The sequence below is a fragment of the Pedococcus cremeus genome, from assembly GCF_900111375.1.
GTDB classification, from domain to species: domain Bacteria; phylum Actinomycetota; class Actinomycetes; order Actinomycetales; family Dermatophilaceae; genus Pedococcus_A; species Pedococcus_A cremeus.
In genome coordinates this window covers 280,067-297,285 of sequence record NZ_FOHB01000006.1, presented here as the reverse complement: position 1 = coordinate 297,285, position 17,219 = coordinate 280,067, and the positions used below count along the sequence as shown (strand labels likewise).

Genomic DNA, 17,219 nt, shown 5'->3' with positions numbered 1-17,219 from the left:
TACCCATGGCGCCATGGCACGATGGGCCTGATGCCCTTGAAGATCCCCCGTCAGCGTGCCCGCGAACCCGAGAGCCCCGGTGTCCGCGGCACTGCTCGTGTCGACGCGCGCACCAAGAACCTGACCAAGCGGCTGCGTCCCGGTGAGATCGCCTTCATCGACCACCAGGACATCGACAAGGTCAGCGCCGAGGCGCTGCTGGCCTGCCGCCCGGCCGCGGTCGTCAACGCCGCTCCGTCGATCTCGGGCCGCTACCCCAACCTCGGCCCGGAGATCCTCGTCGAGGCCGGCATCCCCCTCGTCGACAACGTCGGCAAGGACGTCATGCGCGCCGTCCACGAGGGGCAGCAGGTCCGGGTGGACGACGGCGAGGTCTGGGTCGAGGGCGCGGTCGTCGCCAAGGGCACCGCGTTCGACCTCGACCAGGTGCGGGCTGCCATGACCGAGGCGCGTGCCGGGTTGGCGGTGCAGCTCGAGGCGTTCGCGGCCAACACCATGGAGTACCTCCGCCGCGAGCGCGAGCTGCTCCTCGACGGCGTCGGTGTGCCCGACATCCGGACCGACCTGGACGGCCGGCACGCCCTGGTGGTCGTGCGCGGCTACCACTACAAGGAGGACCTGCAGACCCTCAAGCACTACATCCGCGAGTACCGCCCGGTGCTCATCGGCGTCGACGGCGGGGCCGACGCCCTGGTCGAGGCGGGGCTGAAACCCGACCTGATCGTCGGCGACATGGACTCGGTGTCGGACGACACCCTGCGCGGTGGCGCCGAGATCGTCGTGCACGCCTACCGCGACGGCAACGCCCCCGGTCTGGAGCGGGTCCGCAGCCTCGGCGTGGAGCCGATCGTGTTCCCCGCGACGGGCACGAGCGAGGACGTCGCGATGCTGCTGGCCGACGACAAGGGCGCCTCGCTCATCGTGGCGGTGGGCTCGCACGCCACCTTGGTCGAGTTCCTCGACAAGGGCCGCTCCGGCATGGCGAGCACCTTCCTGACCCGGTTGCGGGTCGGCGGCAAGCTCGTCGACGCCAAGGGCGTCAGCCGGCTCTACCGCTCGCGGATCTCCAACCTGTCCCTGGCCGTCATGCTGCTCGTCGGCCTGTTCGCGCTCTTCGCCGCCCTGTGGGCCACCCCCGGAGGCCATGCCTTCCTCCAGGTGATCGGTGCCCGCTGGGACGACCTCTGGTCCCTCATCGTAGGAATCTTCACGTGATCGACTTCCGCTACCACCTCGTCTCCATCGTCTCGATCTTCCTGGCCCTCGCCGTGGGGATCGTGCTCGGTGCCGGCCCACTGAAGGAGGACATCGGCAACACGCTCACCTCCGAGGTGACCCGGCTGCGCGCGGACCGCACCCAGCTGCGCCAGCAGCTCGACGACGCGAACAAGGCGGCGCAGGCCCGCGACGACTTCACCGAGGCGAGCAACAAGTCTCTGCTCGCCGGCCGGCTGCAGGGCGTCACGCTGACCGTCGTCGTGCTGCCGGGCGCGGACGCCAACCTGGTGAAGTCGACGACCAGCACGCTCGCGCTCGCCGGCGCCAAGATCGGGTCGACGGTCACGGTCCTCGACAGCTGGGTGGATCCCGACAAGGAGAGCGCCCGCGCCGCCCTGGCGGACCAGCTCGCACCGGCGGTGCAGGCACCGACCGGTGACGGCGGGGACGTCGTCAACGCGGTGCTGGCCCGGGCCCTGCTGACCAAGGCCGGCGGCAGCGGCTCCGGCAGCAAGACGGCTCTCGAGGGCCTGCGTGGCGCAGACCTGATCAGGTACACGCCCGACACCGTCGAGATGGCAACCGGCGCGGTGGTCATCGGGGGGCCCGTGACGGGCGGCAGCGCCGCCGAGCGGACCCAGAAAGCCCAGGCGCTGAGCGCCCTCGCCGGTGCGCTCGACGGCGCCGGCAGTGGTGCGGTGCTCCTGGGGCAGACCGTGGACCCCGGTGACGGTTCGCAGGTCTCGGTGGTCACCACGTCGCGCCAGGACAACGACCAGGCCAAGGAGCTGTCCACCGTCGACGACGGCAGCCTGCCGATGGGGCAGGCGAGCGTGGTGTTCGGCCTGCTCGAGCAGTTCGCCGGCAACGCCGGGCAGTACGGGCTCGAGTCCGACGCGACGGCCGCCTACCCGGCCCTGGCCACCAAGTAGCGCCCGTGACCCGCACCGCCGTGCTCGCCGGGCTCGTCGCCGGGGCTGCCTCCGCCGCAGGGCTGAGGCTGCTCCGCTCCGCCGCACCGACCGGGGCCACGACCTGGGACCGGACCAACCACGCCGGCGCCACCGTGACGCTGCTGGAGGGTCCCGCGTGGGTGGCCGGGTCGTCGGCCGGGGTGCTGGCCGGGGCGGCGGTGGCGGGCTCCCTCGCCGGCTCCGCCGCGACCGCCGGTGCCGCCGGTGCCGTCGGTGCCGTCGTCGCCGGCGCCGCTGCAGGGCCTGGTGCCGCCGCGCCGCTGGTCGCCACGGTGGCCTCGGGCGCCCTCGGTGCCCTGGACGACCTCGCCGGCGACGCGGGCAGCAAGGGCCTGAAGGGTCACCTCGGCGCGCTGGCCCGCGGTGAGGTCACCACGGGCGCGGTCAAGGTGCTGGGCCTCGGGGTGACCGGCCTGCTCACCGCCGCGCTGGTCGACCGCCCGCGTCGCGCCGCGGCCCACGGGGGCCTCGCCGCCGCCACCCGCAGGGGCCCTGCCGGCGCCGCGCGCGCCGGCTCATGCGTGACGTCCCGGACCGCCGTCCCGACGGCGCTGGACACGCTCGTGGGTGGGGCCGTGGTCGCCGGCTCGGCCAACCTGCTCAACCTGCTCGACCTGCGACCTGGGCGTGCGCTCAAGGCCTCCCTCATCGCAGGAGTGCTGCTGGCCACCGACCCGCGCAGCGAGGCCAGTGCCGGCGCAGCCGTGGGCGCAGCAGCCGGGCTGCTCGGACCCGACCTCGCGGGGGAGTCCATGCTCGGCGACACCGGCGCCAACAGCGCGGGTGCCCTGCTGGGCACGGCCCTGCTCCAGCGCAGCGGACGTCGCGGCCGGCTGGTCGCGCTCGCGGTGCTCGCCGGCCTCACGCTGGCGTCCGAGCGGGTCAGCTTCACGAAGGTCATCGAGTCGACTCCCGGCCTGCGCGAGCTCGACGCGCTCGGACGGCCGTCCGTCGCCCGCACCGCCCGATGAGCGCCGAGCCCGCCCGGCCGGCCCGGTCGGCACCGCGAGGCGTGACCACGTCGATCGCCCGCGCCGCCGGCATCATCGCCGTCGCCACCCTCCTGGCCCGGATCGCCGGCTTCGCCCGCACCCTCGTCTTCTCCGACAGCGTGGGCACCACCGGAGTCGGGTCGATCTACCAGACGGTCAACACCATCCCCAACGCGATCTTCGAGGTGGCCGCGGGCGGCGTGCTGGCCGCCGCTGCCGTACCGCTGGTCGCCGGGCAGCTCGGCGCCGGCCGCGACGAGGACGCCGACCAGACCTCCTCGGCCCTGCTGACCTGGGCGGTCGCGGTGCTCCTGCCGCTCGCGGCCCTGCTGGCGCTGGCGGCCCCCGCCCTGAGCGAGTTCATGCTCGGCGCGAAGTACTCGCAGGAGTCCGTCGACCTCGCCACCCGGATGCTCGTCATCTTCGCCCCGCAGGTGGTGCTGTACGGCATCGGCATCGTGCTCACCGGTGTGCTGCAGGCGCGCCGCAGCTTCCTCGCCCCGGCCCTGGCTCCGCTGCTCTCGAGCCTCGTGGTCATCGCCGCGTACGTCGCCTACGGACAGCTCAGCGAGGCGGGCAGCTCCGCCGACGCCGTCTCCGACGAGGCCGTGTGGGTCCTGGCCGGCGGCACCACCCTCGGCGTGGCGGTGCTGAGCCTGCCGCTGTTCGTGCCGGCGTGGCGGGCCGGTGCCCGGCTGCGGCCGACCTTCCGCTTCCCCGAGGGCTCCCTGCGGCGGGTGGCCACCCTGGCCAGTGCCGGTGTGCTCGCCCTCGTGGCCCAGCAGCTGGCGGTCGTGGCCACCATGTGGCTGACGAACCACCGGGCCGGGCAGGGCGCCGTCAACGTCTACGCCTACGTCCAGGCCGTCTACCTCCTGCCGTATGCCGTCCTGGCCGTACCGATCGCCACGTCGGCGTTCCCGGCGCTCGCCCACGGCGAGGGCGCCGGCACCCGGGAGCAGGGCACACTGGCGCGCTCCCTCCAGGCGATCCTGCTGCTCTGCGGCGGCGCGGCAGCGGTGCTCGTGGCGGTGGCGCGACCGGTCGGCACCTTCTTCCAGGCCTTCGACCGGGGCGCCGACGCGGGAGGCGGCCCGGCGCTGGCCGCCATCCCCGAGACCCTCGTCGCCTATGCGCCAGGCCTGGTCGGCTTCGGCGCGGCGGCCCTGCTCACCCGGGCCCTCTACGTGCGCGGCAGGCCGTCGTTGGCGGCGCTGGCCGTGGCGGCGGGCTGGCTGGTGGCGGCACTCTGGCCGCTGCTCACCCTGCCGGAGGACGCCGGCGCCGCAGGTACCCTGCGCAGCCTCGGCGCGGCGTCATCGGTGGGCATGACGCTGTCGGCCCTGCTGCTCGGGCTGCTGGTGCGCCGGGCCTGGGGCGAGGAGGCGACCCGGGGGGCCTCGCGCACCCTCGGCGCGATCGTGGTTGCCGCCGCCGTCGCTGCCGGCATCGGCGACCTCGTGGCCTTCTACTGGGATCCCCACGGCATGCTCGGTGCCGTCGTCGCCGGTGTCACGGTCGCTGCGGTGACGGCCGTGCTCTACCTGGGCGTGATGGCGCTGGCCGACCGCCCGGCCATGAAGGCCGCTGTGGCCCGCGGCCGCCGTCGACGCGGGCAGGCCGCCTGATGCGCGTCCTGCTGGTTCTCGGGACCAGCGCCGGGGGAGTGGGCCGGCACGTGCACGGGCTCACCTCGGGCCTCGTGGCCCAGGGGCACTCGGTCGTGGTCGCGTGCCCGCAGGAGGTCGAGGACCGCTTCGGCTTCACCGGCACCCGGGCCCGTCACGTGGCCCTCGCCGTGACCGACCGGCCCCACCCGCTGCGTGACCTGCGCGCCCTGTCGACCCTCGGCGACCTGCTGCGCCACGCCGACGTCGTGCACGCCCACGGGCTCCGGGCCGGGGCACTGTCCTGCCTGGCCGCCACCGGCTCCCAGGTGCCCATCGTGGTCACCCTGCACAACGCGGCTCCCGGCGGCGGCCTGACGGGCCGTGTGTATGCCGTGCTCGAACGCGTCGTGGCCCGGCGGGCGACGCTGGTGCTCGGCGTCTCGGCCGACCTCGTGGAGCGCATGGCCGAGCTCGGCGCCCGCGTCGGGGGCCTTGCCGTCATCCCGGGGCCGCCACCACCGCAGCAGGCCGTCGACGCCTCGGCCGTCCGGTCCGGGCTGGACGTGGCGCCCGGCCAGGTGCTCGCGGTCGTGGTGGCCAGGCTCGCGCCCCAGAAGGGGCTGCACCTGCTGCTCGACGCCATCGGGAGGGCGCGCGACCTCCCGCTCCTCGTCGTCGTGGCCGGCGACGGCCCCCAGCGCGAGGAGCTGCAGCAGCGCATCGACAGCGAGGACCTGCCGGTGCGGCTGCTCGGGCACCGGGGCGACGTGCCCGCCCTGTGCGCCGCCGCCGACCTCGTCGTCTCCAGCGCGGTGTGGGAGGGGCAGCCGATCAACCTGCAGGAGGCGCTCCATGCCGGTGCCGCGGTGGTGGCCACCGACGTCGGCGGCTCGGCCGCGGTGCTGGGAGGTGCCGCGGTGCTCGTTCCCGGCGGCGACGCGCAGGCGCTCGCCGACGGCATACGGCTGCTCGTCACGGACCCGGAGGAGCGCGCCCGGCGACAGGAGCTGTCGCGGCAACGGGCTCGCGAGCTGCCCACGGAGGCCGACGCGGTCGCCGCGGCGCTGGGCGTCTACGCCGACGTGACCTTCGTCGACCGGCCTGCCGCCGGTGCGCCGTGACGCCGCGCCCGCCGTCATGACGTAGAGTTAAAGCCCGTGGTGCAGACGAAACACATCTTCGTGACCGGAGGCGTCGCCTCTTCGCTCGGCAAGGGCCTGACGGCCTCAAGCCTCGGACGCCTCCTCCGCGCGCGCGGCCTGCGCGTCACGATGCAGAAGCTGGATCCGTACCTCAACGTCGATCCGGGCACCATGAACCCGTTCCAGCACGGCGAGGTCTTCGTGACCGAGGACGGGGCCGAGACCGACCTCGACATCGGCCACTACGAGCGCTTCCTCGACAGCAACCTGCACGGCACGGCCAACGTCACGACGGGCCAGGTCTACAGCCAGGTCATCGCCAAGGAGCGGCGCGGCGAGTACCTCGGCGACACCGTCCAGGTGATCCCGCACATCACCAACGAGATCAAGGAGCGGATGCGGGCCGAGGCGGCGGGCTCCCCGCTCGCGCCGAAGTCCGAGCCCGCGCCGGACGTCATCATCACCGAGATCGGTGGCACGGTCGGCGACATCGAGTCGCTGCCCTTCCTCGAGGCAGCCCGCCAGGTGCGCCACGACGTCGGCCGCGACAACGTCTTCTTCCTGCACGTCTCGCTCGTGCCCTACCTCGCCCCGAGCGGTGAGCTGAAGACCAAGCCGACCCAGCACTCGGTGGCCGCCCTGCGCCAGGTCGGCATCCAGCCCGACGGCCTCGTGCTGCGGGCCGACCGTGAGATCCCCGAGGGCATCAAGCGCAAGATCTCGCTCATGTGCGACGTCGACGCCGAGGCGGTCGCCGCCTGCGTCGACGCCCCGAGCATCTACGACATCCCCAAGGTGCTGCACGCCGAGGGCCTCGACGCCTACGTCATCCGCCGCCTCGGGCTGAACTTCCGCGACGTCGACTGGACCGACTGGGACCTGCTGCTGCGCCGGGTGCACCACCCCGAGGAGAGCGTCGAGATCGCCCTGGTGGGCAAGTACATCGACCTCCCCGACGCCTACCTGTCGGTGACCGAGGCCCTGCGCGCCGGCGGCTTCCACCACGACGCGAAGGTCAACATCCGCTGGGTGGCCAGCGACGACTGCCAGACCGAGTCCGGCGCGCAGAAGGCGCTCGGCGGCGTCGACGCGGTGCTGGTGCCGGGCGGCTTCGGCGTCCGCGGCATCGAGGGCAAGCTCGGCGCGCTGAAGTGGGCCCGCGAGCGCCAGGTGCCGACGCTGGGCATCTGCCTGGGGCTGCAGTGCATGGTCATCGAGTTCGCCCGCAACGTCGCCGGCATCGAGGGCGCCTCGTCGACCGAGTTCGACCCGCAGACCCCGGCCCCGGTGATCGCGACGATGGAGGAGCAGAAGGCCTTCGTCGAGGGCGCGGGCGACCTCGGCGGCACGATGCGGCTCGGCTCGCAGCCGGCCACCCTCGTCGAGGGATCGGTCGTCGCGCAGGCCTACGGCAGCACCAGCGTCCACGAGCGCCACCGCCACCGCTACGAGGTCAACAACGAGTACCGCGCGCAGCTCGAGAAGGCGGGTCTCGTGATCAGCGGCACCCACCCCGACCTCGGCCTGGTCGAGTTCGTCGAGCTCCCGCGCGAGACGCACCCCTACTACGTCTCGACGCAGGCGCACCCGGAGTTCAAGTCGCGGCCGCACCGGGCCCACCCGCTCTTCGCCGGCCTGGTCGAGGCGGCGCTGGACCGTCAGCGCGAGTCGCGGCTGCTCGACGTCGAGCGCCCGCGCGAGACCGCCGACGTCACCGCCTGACGTGGCGGCCGCCGAGGGGCAGGAGCCGCTGGCCGACCGGCTCGGGAGCCGTCCCGTGGTGGCGTCCGAGGTGGTCCACCACGGCATGATCTGGGACGTCGTGCGCGAGACCGTCGACCTCGGCGACGCGGGCGAGGTGACGCGCGAGTTCGTGCGGCACCCGGGGGCCGTCTCGGTGGTCGCGCTCGACGACCGCGACCGGGTCGCGATGGTGCAGCAGTACCGTCATCCGGTGCGGGTGCTCGAGTGGGAGGTTCCGGCCGGGTTGCTCGACGTCGACGGCGAGGACCCGTGGGTGGCGGCCGCACGCGAGCTGCACGAGGAGGCAGACCTGCGCGCCGACGAGTGGCACGTGCTGGTCGACTACTTCAGCTCACCCGGTGGCATGGACGAGGCGCTGCGCGTCTACCTCGCCCGTGGCCTGAGCCACGTGCCGGAGGACGACCGGCACGAGCGTGAGGGGGAGGAGCTGGGTATGCCGGTGCGCTGGGTCGACCTCGACGAGGCCCAGGACGCCGTGCTCGCCGGCCGCGTCCACAACCCGAGCGCCGTCATCGGCATCCTCGCCGCCCACGCTGCGCGTGAGCGAGGGTGGGGGACGTTGCGGCCCCACGACGCCCCGTGGCCCGAGCACCCCTCCCACCGCTGAGCGACCTCAGGCGGGCGACCGCTCCAGGAGGCTCCCGGCCTGCTGTGCTGCCTCGGCAACCCTGGACCGGCGCCGCTGCATGAGCGCAGTCGTCGCCACCCCTGCCAGAAGGAGCGCCCCGCCGGCGGCCTCGAGCGGCGACGGCACCTCGCCGAGCACCAGCCAGGCGGCGGCCATGCCGACCACCGGCACCAGCATGGTGAACGGCACCACGGCGGCCGCAGGGTGCCGCCGCAGCAGGCTGTTCCAGATGCCGTAGCCGAGCAGTGACGACACGTAGGCGGTGAACAGCGCGCAGGCGACGGCCACGAGGTCGGGTGACGTCACGAGCGAGCCCAGCGCGTGTGGGCCCTCGAAGACCACCGACAGCCCGAGCATCGGCAGCGGCACCACCAGGCCGGACCAGACGACCAGTGACACGCCCGAGGCGGACCGGGCCCGCCGAGCCAGCACGTTGCCGGCCGCCCACGACATCGCGGCCCCGACGACGAGGAGCAGCGGCAGCAGGGGAGCCGTGGCGCTCCTGCCGAGCGCGACCACGACCAGGCCCACGGCGCCGATCCCCACACCGACCCGTTGCCACCCGCTGGGGTGCTCTCGCAGCGCCAGTCCGGCGAAGACCACGGTGAACAGCACCTGGGACTGCAGGACCAAGGGGGTCAGCCCGGTCGGCATCCCCAGGTGCATCGCGAGGTAGACGAGGCCGAACTGCCCCAGGCTCATGGTCAGGCCGATGAGCAGCACGACCCGCCAGGGGATGTCTGGGCGGGGCACGAGGAACACCGCGGGGAAGCAGACGAGGAGGAAGCGCAGCGCCACGAAGAGCAGCGGTGGCACCGCGGCCAGCCCACGGTCGATGGCCAGGAAGTTGGCACCCCAGATGACGGCCACCAGGGTGGCGAGGGTTGCGTCGCGCCGGGACATGAGCGCCTCTCGGAAGGGGGTGGGACCACCAGCGTGGCAGCGCGAACCCTGTAGAACCAGCGAAGGATTCTGCGGCGATCCATGTAGCATTCCTGCATGATTGACGCGGTCGCACTGCGCTCGCTGGTGGCGGTGGAGCGGTTGGGGTCGGTCGCGGCGGCGGCGGACTCCCTGGGCTACACCGCCAGTGCCGTCTCGCAGCAGGTCAAGAAGCTCGAGGGCCAGGCGGGCGTGGCGCTGCTCGAGAAGTACGGCCGCGGAGTCATGCTCACCGAGGCCGGGCGGCTGCTGGCGGCCTCGGCGCGCGACCTGCTCGCGCAGATGGAGCAGATCGAGACCCAGCTGCAGTCCACCGTGCGGCGACCTGCCGGCCGGGTGCGGTTGGCGACCTTCGCCACAGCAGCCCGGGGGGTGGTGGCACCGGCCCTGGGCCGCCTGCGGGACGTCGCTCCCGACGTGGCCGTGGCACAACGGGAGGCCGAGCCCTGGGATGCCGTGCAGCTGGTCGCCGGGGGCCAGGTCGATGTCGCCGTGGTGCACAACTGGGAGCCGTTGCCGCTCCACGTGCCCGACCACGTCCAGCTCAGGGTCCTCGGGACCGATGTCGCCGACGTGCTCGTGCACCGCGACCACCGGCTCGCCGGCACGACGGGCGTCAGCGCCCTTGATCTCGCCGACGAGACCTGGGTCAGCGTGGCTGCCGGGTCGATCTGTCACCAGTGGCTCACGAAGATGTTCCACGACATCGGCCGCGCGCCCCGGATCGGCCACTACGCGCAGGAGTTCGCCTCGCACGTGGCGCTGGCCGCGGAGGGTCTCGCGGTGGCGCTCGTCCCGCGGCTCGGCCGGGGCCCGCTCCCGGACAGCGTCGTGGCGCTGCCTGTGCACGACCCCGTCCCGACCCGCACGGTCAGTGCGGCGTGGCGGCGCACGATGGGCGCGAGCCCAGCCGTCAACGCCGTGCTCGAGGTGCTGCAGGAGGAGGCTGGCGCGGCGATGGGACCACAGGGGATGACCCACCGGTGACTGCCGGCGCCTTCGGGAAGGCCTCCGGCCCGCAGCCGTGTGCGTGCGGGTCGGGCGCGACCTACGACGCGTGCTGCGGGCCGTTGCACCGCGGCGAGGCGGTGGCCGAGACGGCCGAGGCGCTCATGCGCAGCCGCTACGCGGCCTTCGCCCTCGGCCTGTCCGACTACCTGCTGGCCACGTGGCACCCGCGGACGCGGCCGGCCACGATCGATCTCGACACCGCCCTGGAGTGGGTGCGTCTCGAGGTGCTCGACACCACCGGTGGCGGCAGGGGCGACAGCGAGGGCGAGGTCGAGTTCACCGCGCACCACCGGGAGGACGGGCGCCGCGGGCAGCTGCACGAGCGGAGCCGCTTCGTCCGGCGCGGCGGCCGCTGGTTCTACCTCGACGGCGTCGTCGGCTGACGTCAACCGCCCGGCCCGCTGGCGCGTCGACGGGGTGCAGGGGGACGGTGCCGTGGCAGCGGTGCCACGGCTGAGCCTGAGGTGGTGCACCACGATGTCGGCCGGCCAGTCACCTGTCACACCGGGCAGCGGCGGAGGAGCGGGAGGCGCACGGCGACGATGGCTGTGGCCCGTGGTCGCGGCAGTCACCGCACTGGCCCTCGTGGTCGTTGGCGTGGTCCTGTTCGGCGGCCGTGACCGCGGCGGCTCGGCGGCTCCGGGCGGGAGCACGACCGCGGCCCCCACGAGCAGCGGGTCGACGACCGCACCGACCAGCAGTGCGCCGATGACGTCCTCGTCGTCGGCGTCGTCGCCGTCATCGACATCGTCCACGTCGTCCTCGGCACCGGCGGCCGGCCAGGCGACCGTACCCGTCTACTACGTCGTCGACGTGCCCGGGGTCGGGCCGCGGCTCTACCGCGAGTTCCACCGGGTGACCCGCACCGGCGACACCGTGACGACGGCTCTGACGGAGATGGTCACCGGCCGTGCGGTCGACCCCGACTACCGCACGCTGTGGCCGTCCTCGACGAAGGTCGTGTCGGTAAACCGCACCGGCCCCGCCACCCTCGCCGTCGACCTGTCGAGGTGGGCCACCAACCTCGGCTCCGGCTTCGAGGCGGCCGCCGTGCAGCAGCTGGTCTACACGGCCACCGCGGCCGACCCGTCGGTCACGCGGGTGCAGGTCACCGTGAACCGCCGCGTGCCGCCGTCCGGGCACCTCGACCTGTCGGCCCCGCAGGCGCGCGCCCCGGCGCTGGACACCGTGGCCAACGTCTGGATCCTCGCGCCGGAGCAGGGCGCGACGGTCTCGTCGCCGGTGGTGGTCCGGGTCTACGGCACCGGCTTCGAGGGGAACGTCCCGCTGAGGGTCTTCCGCGGGGGCACCGAGGTCGCCTCGACCGCCCTGACGACCATGATGGGCGGCTTCGCCACCGCGCAGACGACGATGCGGCTCCCTGCGGGCAGCTACGAGCTGCGGGCGTACAACGACAACGGTCGTGACGCGACGTTGCAGCTGTGGGACACCAAGGCGTTCACGGTGCGGTGAGGCGCTTCGGCGCCAACGCGGCATACCGGCTGCGGTTCGTGTGCGGGGTGCGGGCTTCCGTAGGATGGGCGGGTTGTCCCACACCCCCGACCACAAAGGATCCTCTCGTGCTCCGCACCCATGAGGCCGGCACGCTGCGTGCCGACCACTCCGGCCAGACCGTCACGCTCACGGGCTGGGTGGCCCGTCGGCGCGATCACGGCGGAGTGGCGTTCCTCGATCTGCGGGACGCCTCCGGCGTCGCCCAGGTCGTCGTGCGCGACGAGGTGCTGACCGAGGGCGACGCCCACGACCTGCGCAACGAGTACGTCGTCAAGGTGGTCGGCGAGGTCCGGAACCGACCGGAGGGCAACGCCAACCCCGACCTGCCGACCGGTGAGATCGAGGTCATCGCCTCGACCATCGAGGTACTCAACGAGAGCGCCCCGCTGCCCTTCCAGATCGACGAGCGGGTCACGGTGGGCGAGGAGGCCCGGCTCAAGCACCGCTACCTCGACCTGCGCCGCCCCGGCAGCGGTTCGGCCGGCCACGCCCTGCGGCTGCGCTCGAAGGTCAACGCAGCCGCCCGCGGCGTGCTCGCCGAGCGCGACTTCGTCGAGATCGAGACGCCGACGCTGACCCGCTCGACGCCCGAGGGTGCCCGCGACTTCCTCGTGCCGGCACGCCTGGCACCGGGCAGCTGGTACGCCCTGCCGCAGAGCCCGCAGCTGTTCAAGCAGCTGCTCATGGTCGCGGGGATGGAGCGGTACTACCAGATCGCCCGCTGCTACCGCGACGAGGACTTCCGCGCCGACCGGCAGCCGGAGTTCACCCAGCTCGACATCGAGATGTCCTTCGTCGAGCAGGACGACGTGCTCGAGCTCGGCGAGGCGGTCGTCACCGCCCTGTGGAAGCTCATCGACGTCGACCTCAAGACGCCGTTCGAGCGGATGACCTACCACGAGGCGATGCGCCGCTTCGGCACCGACAAGCCCGACCTGCGCTTCGGCCTGGAGCTGGTCGAGTGCACCGAGTTCTTCAAGGACACCACCTTCCGCGTCTTCCAGCAGGAGTACGTCGGGGCCGTCGTCATGCCCGGCGGGGCCTCGCAGCCGCGCAAGCAGCTCGACGCCTGGCAGGAGTGGGCCAAGCAGCGCGGCGCCCGCGGACTGGCCTACGTGCTGGTGCAGGAGGACGGCACGCTCGGCGGCCCGGTCGCCAAGAACCTCACCGACACCGAGCGCGACGGCCTCGCCGCGCACGTCGGCGCCCAGCCGGGCGACTGCGTCTTCTTCGCCGCCGGCGCCACCAAGGCCTCGCGGGCCCTGCTCGGTGCCGCGCGCCTCGAGATAGGCAAGCGCTGCGACCTCATCGACGAGGACGCCTGGTCGTTCCTGTGGGTGCTCGACGCCCCCATGTTCGAGCCCACCGCCGAGGCCACCGCCTCGGGTGACGTGGCGCTCGGCTACAGCGCCTGGACGGCGGTGCACCACGCGTTCACCTCGCCGAAGAAGGAGTTCGAGGACACCTTCGACAGCGACCCCGGTGCCGCGCTGGCCTACGCCTACGACATGGTCTGCAACGGCAACGAGATCGGCGGCGGCTCGATCCGTATCCACCGCCGCGACATCCAGGAGCGGGTCTTCGAGGTCATGGGCCTGGGAGAGGCGGAGGCGCAGGAGAAGTTCGGCTTCCTGCTCGACGCCTTCAAGTTCGGCGCCCCGCCGCACGGCGGCATCGCCTTCGGCTGGGACCGGATCGTCATGCTGCTCGGCGGCTACGACAGCATCCGCGACGTCATCGCCTTCCCGAAGTCCGGTGGCGGCTACGACCCGCTGACCGACGCGCCGGCCCCGATCACCCCGGAGCAGCGCAAGGAGGCCGGCGTCGACGCCAAGCCGGAGCAGAAGCCGGACGCGAACCCGGACGGGCAGGGCGCCTGACGCCGAGCGCCTGAGACGCGCTGAGGGGCCCGAGAAGCACCAGAACCCATGTGGGTCCGGTGCCTCTCGGGCCCCTCACGCGTCAGTGCCCCCCGCTCGACGCCGGAACCGGCAGGTCAGCCGCCCTGGTCGGGACCAAGGGCGGGTATGCCGCCGGGCGGCGCCGGAGCGGCGTCCTTCAGCTCCACGAAGATCACGTGCGTCTCGGTGTCGCCGATGTTCTCGCCGCTGTGCTCCTGCGCGGGCAGCCAGCCGACGGTGCCGGCGGCCATGTGCACGTCGCGGGAGGCGCCGGCGCCTTCGAGCCTGCGCCGGAAGTCCGTCAGCGTGTACATCACGCTGTCGGGGTGGGCGTGCGGCGTGGTCCGTTCCCCGGGTCGGTCGTGGTACTCCAGCACCCGCACCCGCTCGTTCTCGAAGACCACCCGGTAGAGGTCGCCGTTCGTCACCACGGGGTCGAGGTCGCGCATGTCGCGGAGGCTACGCCCGGGCCCGTCCGACCGCCTCCGCCGTCTGGCGCAGGCCATCCGCGCCGGACGACGCTCAGGCGTCAGCGAGCCTGCCCGGACGATCAGCCGGCAGCGAGCCGGCGGCTCGACCAGAGGTGGTCGCCGGTGTAGCCGAGGCCGTGGTAGACCCGCCGCGCGACCTCGTTGTCGGAGTACATGCCCAGGGTGCACACGCCCTCGTCGGCCACGGCCGCGCGGGTCAGGTGGGCAGTGACGGCCAGGCCGAGGCGAGTGCCGCGCTCGTCGGCGTGCACCGTGATGCCCAGGAGCAGCGGGAAGCCGGCGAGGTTGGGCTCGCGCGCCCCGCAGGCCACGAGGCGTCCGGCGTCGTCGCGCACACCGACCCACTGCTGCCCGGGGCGCTCGAACGGCTCGGCGTCGGTGCGAGGGTTGGCCTCGGCGAGGAGAGCGGTGATGTCGGGGAGGTCCTCCTCGGAGAGGGGGACGAGGCGGTCCTCGGCGGCTACGCGCGGGGGCGCGGCCACGGCATACATCCACTCCCACTCGTTGCCGTCGGCCACCGGGAGGTGGGCGGCCACGGCGGGCAGTGCGCCACGCTGCACGGTGACGCCCGTGAGGTCGGCGGGGTGCAGGCCCGCGTCGGCCATGGCTCCGACGAGCGCACCGGCGTCGTCGGGTGGGCCGAGGACGAGCAGGCCGAGCCGGCGCGTGTGGGTCTGGCGGGGGAGCGCCACCGCGTCGCCGAGGGCGTACGCCGGCTGCTCCAGCGGCTGGGGGATGTCGTAGCGGATGAAGGCGCTGTCTCCCGCCGCCTGCAGCAGCTCGGCGTGGGTCCCGAGCTCGCGCAGGCCCGTGCGGGGGCTCACTCGGTGATCCCGAACCGGGCGTGCAGCCGCCGCAGCCGCGCGGGCGCCCACCAGTTCCAGTCACCGAGGACGGCCATGGTGGCGGGCACGAGGAGCATGCGCACGAGGGTGGCGTCGATGAGCACCGCGACGGCCAGGCCCACGCCGGTCTGCTTGATGACGAGCAGCTGGCCGGCGACGAAGCCGGAGAAGACGATGACGACCAGCAGCGCCGCGGACGTGATGATGCGTCCGGAGCGCTGCAGCCCCATGACGACGGCGTCGTCGTTGCTGTAGCCGCGCTCGTGCAGCTCGACGATGCGCGAGAGCAGGAAGACCTCGTAGTCCATCGACAGCCCGAAGCCGAAGGCGAGGATCAGCAACGGGATCATCGACTCCAGCGCCCCGACCGAGTCGAAGCGGAGCAGCCCTTCGAGGTGGCCCCGCTGGAAGATCCAGACCAGCACACCGAGGCTGGCGCCCAGCGACACGACGTTGATCAGCAGCGCCTTGACCGGGATGACCACCGAGCCGGTCATGAGGAACAGCAGCACCAGCGTCGCGAGCGCCACCAGGGCGAACGCGGGTCCGGCCCGCGCGAACATCGAGTCGGTGAAGTCCTGCAGCCCCGAGGCCTGGCCCACCACGTAGGTCGGGAAGTCCGGGCGGTGGTCCTGCAGCAGGCGCACCATCTCGCGGGCGTCGTCGCCGAGCGGTCCGCCGGGCACGTCGACCCCGATGGTGCTCAGGTTCTCGTTGACCTTCTCGGGGGTGCCGCGCACGACCCGGCCGTTCAGCTTCGGCAGGTCCGCGGCGTAGGCGGCTGCCTTCTCCGGAGTGGTCTGGGCGACGACCCGCAGGTCCGGGCCGTTGAGGGTGGGGTAGTGGCTGGCGAGGTCCTCGAAGAAGACCCGCTGCGTGGCCCCCTTCGGCAGCAGCTCCTTGCCGGAGGAGGTCAGGCGCAGGTCGAGCACCGGCAGGGCGAGGAAGATGAGGAGGGCCAGGACGCCCACGATGATCGGCACTGGGCGGCCGTGCACCCAGGTGGCGAGCCGGGAGAAGACGCCGTGCTCGGGCGCCTGCTCGGTGCCCCGCCTCAGCAACCGCCGGGCGCCCAGGGCCGCCAGCGCGGGGATGAGCGTGACCGCCACCAGGATCGCGACGAGCACGACGGAGAGGGCCGCGGAGCCGATGGCGCGCATGATCTGGGCCTCGAAGACGAGCAGGCCGCCGAGTGAGATGGCGACGGTGAGCCCCGAGAAGATCACCGTGCGGCCCGCCGAGTCGACCGTGCGGGCGGTCGCCTCGATGATCATCTCGCGGGGGATGTCCTTGGCCGGCATGCCCTGGGCGCGGGCCCGCAGCTCCTCCCGGAACCGGCTGACGGTCAGCAGCCCGTAGTCGATGCAGAGGCCGAGCCCGAGCACGGTGACGACGTTGACCACGGTGGCGTCGAGGTCGATGAGGTAGGAGAAGCCCAGCAGCGAGGCCAGTGCCCCACCGATGGCCGCGATGGCGCCGGTGACCGGCATGCCGGCGGCGACGAACCCACCGAAGACGAGCACCATGATGAGGAAGCTGACCGGCAGGGCCACACCCTCGCCGGTGCGCAGGTCCTTCTCGACCTGCCCCGTGATGGAGCTGATCAGCTCGGAGAGCCCACCGGTCTCGACGGTCGACCCCGGCAGGGCCTTGGCCATCGTGGCGAGCTCGCGGTCGACCTGCTCGCGCACCTGCGTCCCCTGGGCGGAGCTGAGCTTCGGGTCGAGCGTGACCACGGTCAGGAACCCGTCGGAGGCCGGGTTCTCGTCCTTGAAGAAGACCTTCGCCTGCGGGCTCTGCACGCCCTGCGGCACGACGTACGGCATCCCCACGCTCTGCACGCCCTTGATGCCGGCGATCCGCTTGGCTGCCGCCCCGGCCGCCCGGGCCACGTCGGGGGAGCTCGCGTCCACGCCCGAGACCTGGGCCATGTACTGGTCGGTGGCGGCCTGTCCCGCCTTGCTCAGCAGGTCGCGGCCCTGCTGGTTCTCACCGCTGACGCTCGGCTCGCCCGAGTGCAGCCGGTCGAAGAGCGACTCCTGCGTGAAGACGCCGAGCGCGCTGCCGAACGAGGCCACCACCGCCAGCAGCCACACGACCAGGACCGTCTTCGGGTGGCGCGCCATCGTCGCGCCGAGGTGGGAGAGCGCCGAGCTCCGGCGGTCGGGGTGGAGGTCGGTCACGGG

15 protein-coding genes are annotated in these 17,219 nt (G+C 73.2%); 11 read left to right on the top strand and 4 right to left on the bottom strand.

Annotated elements, in window-relative coordinates:
* Positions 1-30 precede the first annotated feature (30 nt).
* From steA to BMW78_RS13820, 7 genes are read left to right on the top strand one after another with little or no spacing between them, the layout of a single operon-like run.
* Positions 31-1,215: a putative cytokinetic ring protein SteA gene (steA, locus tag BMW78_RS13850; RefSeq protein WP_218144355.1), complete on the top strand. Its 1,185-nt coding sequence runs from the start codon at positions 31-33 to the stop codon at positions 1,213-1,215.
* Positions 1,212-2,150 carry a copper transporter gene (locus BMW78_RS13845; protein ID WP_177180393.1) on the top strand — a complete coding sequence of 313 codons (939 nt, stop codon included), beginning with the start codon at positions 1,212-1,214 and terminating at the stop codon, positions 2,148-2,150. Before steA ends, BMW78_RS13845 begins: the two co-directional genes overlap by 4 nt.
* A gap of 5 nt (positions 2,151-2,155) precedes the next feature.
* The gene (locus tag BMW78_RS13840) at positions 2,156-3,163 is read left to right on the top strand and encodes a hypothetical protein (protein ID WP_091760893.1); all 1,008 of its coding nucleotides are present in this window, start codon (positions 2,156-2,158) and stop codon (positions 3,161-3,163) included.
* Positions 3,160-4,812, top strand: a complete 1,653-nt coding sequence (gene murJ, locus BMW78_RS13835) for a murein biosynthesis integral membrane protein MurJ (protein WP_091760890.1) — start codon at positions 3,160-3,162, stop codon at positions 4,810-4,812. Before BMW78_RS13840 ends, murJ begins: the two co-directional genes overlap by 4 nt.
* Positions 4,812-5,915, top strand: coding sequence for a glycosyltransferase (locus BMW78_RS13830; protein ID WP_091760887.1), 1,104 nt, complete (start codon positions 4,812-4,814; stop codon positions 5,913-5,915). Before murJ ends, BMW78_RS13830 begins: the two co-directional genes overlap by 1 nt.
* 36 nt (positions 5,916-5,951) lie before the next feature.
* A complete protein-coding gene (locus BMW78_RS13825; protein WP_091760884.1) occupies positions 5,952-7,658 on the top strand; it encodes a CTP synthase in 1,707 nt (568 codons plus the stop codon).
* 1 nt (position 7,659) lies between these two features.
* Positions 7,660-8,307: an NUDIX domain-containing protein gene (locus tag BMW78_RS13820; protein WP_245735851.1), complete on the top strand. Its 648-nt coding sequence runs from the start codon at positions 7,660-7,662 to the stop codon at positions 8,305-8,307.
* Between the two features lie 6 nt (positions 8,308-8,313).
* On the opposite strand, the gene BMW78_RS13815 is transcribed toward BMW78_RS13820, so the two are convergent.
* Positions 8,314-9,231, bottom strand: a complete 918-nt coding sequence (locus tag BMW78_RS13815) for an EamA family transporter (protein ID WP_091760881.1) — start codon at positions 9,229-9,231, stop codon at positions 8,314-8,316.
* Between the two features lie 96 nt (positions 9,232-9,327).
* Between BMW78_RS13815 and BMW78_RS13810 the strand changes: the two genes are divergently transcribed.
* From BMW78_RS13810 to aspS, 4 genes are all read left to right on the top strand, one after another.
* Positions 9,328-10,257 (top strand): LysR family transcriptional regulator, encoded by a 930-nt coding sequence (locus BMW78_RS13810; RefSeq protein WP_177180392.1) that lies wholly within the window; start codon positions 9,328-9,330, stop codon positions 10,255-10,257.
* Positions 10,254-10,664: a YchJ family protein gene (locus tag BMW78_RS13805; protein ID WP_091760878.1), complete on the top strand. Its 411-nt coding sequence runs from the start codon at positions 10,254-10,256 to the stop codon at positions 10,662-10,664. The genes BMW78_RS13810 and BMW78_RS13805 overlap by 4 nt, the downstream gene beginning before the upstream one ends.
* Before the next feature lie 172 nt (positions 10,665-10,836).
* On the top strand, positions 10,837-11,754 hold the full coding sequence (locus BMW78_RS13800) for a GerMN domain-containing protein (protein WP_177180391.1): 918 nt from the start codon (positions 10,837-10,839) through the stop codon (positions 11,752-11,754).
* A 107-nt stretch (positions 11,755-11,861) separates the two neighbouring features.
* Positions 11,862-13,676: an aspartate--tRNA ligase gene (gene aspS / locus BMW78_RS13795; protein ID WP_091760871.1), complete on the top strand. Its 1,815-nt coding sequence runs from the start codon at positions 11,862-11,864 to the stop codon at positions 13,674-13,676.
* 116 nt (positions 13,677-13,792) lie between these two features.
* Here aspS and BMW78_RS13790 read toward each other — a convergent pair whose 3' ends face one another.
* The 3 genes from BMW78_RS13790 to BMW78_RS13780 all read right to left on the bottom strand — a co-directional run bounded on the left by BMW78_RS13790 (position 13,793) and on the right by BMW78_RS13780 (position 17,216).
* On the bottom strand, positions 13,793-14,146 hold the full coding sequence (locus BMW78_RS13790; RefSeq protein ID WP_091760861.1) for a cupin domain-containing protein: 354 nt from the start codon (positions 14,144-14,146) through the stop codon (positions 13,793-13,795).
* Positions 14,147-14,247: 101 nt separating this feature from the next.
* Positions 14,248-15,012 (bottom strand): GNAT family N-acetyltransferase, encoded by a 765-nt coding sequence (locus tag BMW78_RS13785; protein ID WP_091760858.1) that lies wholly within the window; start codon positions 15,010-15,012, stop codon positions 14,248-14,250.
* Positions 15,009-17,216, bottom strand: coding sequence for an MMPL family transporter (locus BMW78_RS13780; protein ID WP_245735850.1), 2,208 nt, complete (start codon positions 17,214-17,216; stop codon positions 15,009-15,011). The genes BMW78_RS13785 and BMW78_RS13780 overlap by 4 nt, the downstream gene beginning before the upstream one ends.
* Positions 17,217-17,219: the final 3 nt, after the last annotated feature.